This window comes from Providencia sp. CIM-Carb-044, assembly GCF_033901115.1.
Classification (GTDB): Bacteria; Pseudomonadota; Gammaproteobacteria; order Enterobacterales; family Enterobacteriaceae; genus Providencia; species Providencia hangzhouensis.
This window is the reverse complement of the sequence record NZ_JAXADV010000095.1, coordinates 1-257: the sequence shown is the minus strand read 5'-3', so window position 1 is coordinate 257 and position 257 is coordinate 1. Positions and strand designations below refer to the sequence as shown.

General features: G+C 37.4%; 1 protein-coding gene. It reads right to left on the bottom strand.

Annotation, left to right across the window (positions count from 1 at the left end; genetic code table 11):
• A partial coding sequence (locus SJ312_RS23440; RefSeq protein ID WP_319868434.1) for a Tn3 family transposase occupies window positions 1-199 on the bottom strand: 199 nt, incomplete at its 3' end.
• Window positions 200-257: the final 58 nt, after the last annotated feature.

Sequence of the window (257 nt, the reverse complement as noted above, 5' to 3'; positions counted from 1 at the left end):
TCATATCATTAGCTTCACTCGTTGTTTCAGGCCTAATATAACCATCATTGACGGCTCTAAGCACACCGATGGCTCTATCTGATATTGATGACATATGATGAACACCATAGTTTGAGCCATTTCCAAATATGCAAGCGAGTAAATCGCCCTCTTTGGCCTTAGTGTTTTTCTTTTTTGATGGCGATATTTTTAAATGCATCTAAGTAACCCGTTTTTTGATGAACATAGTCCATAATTTCAATGATCCCCATATGTTG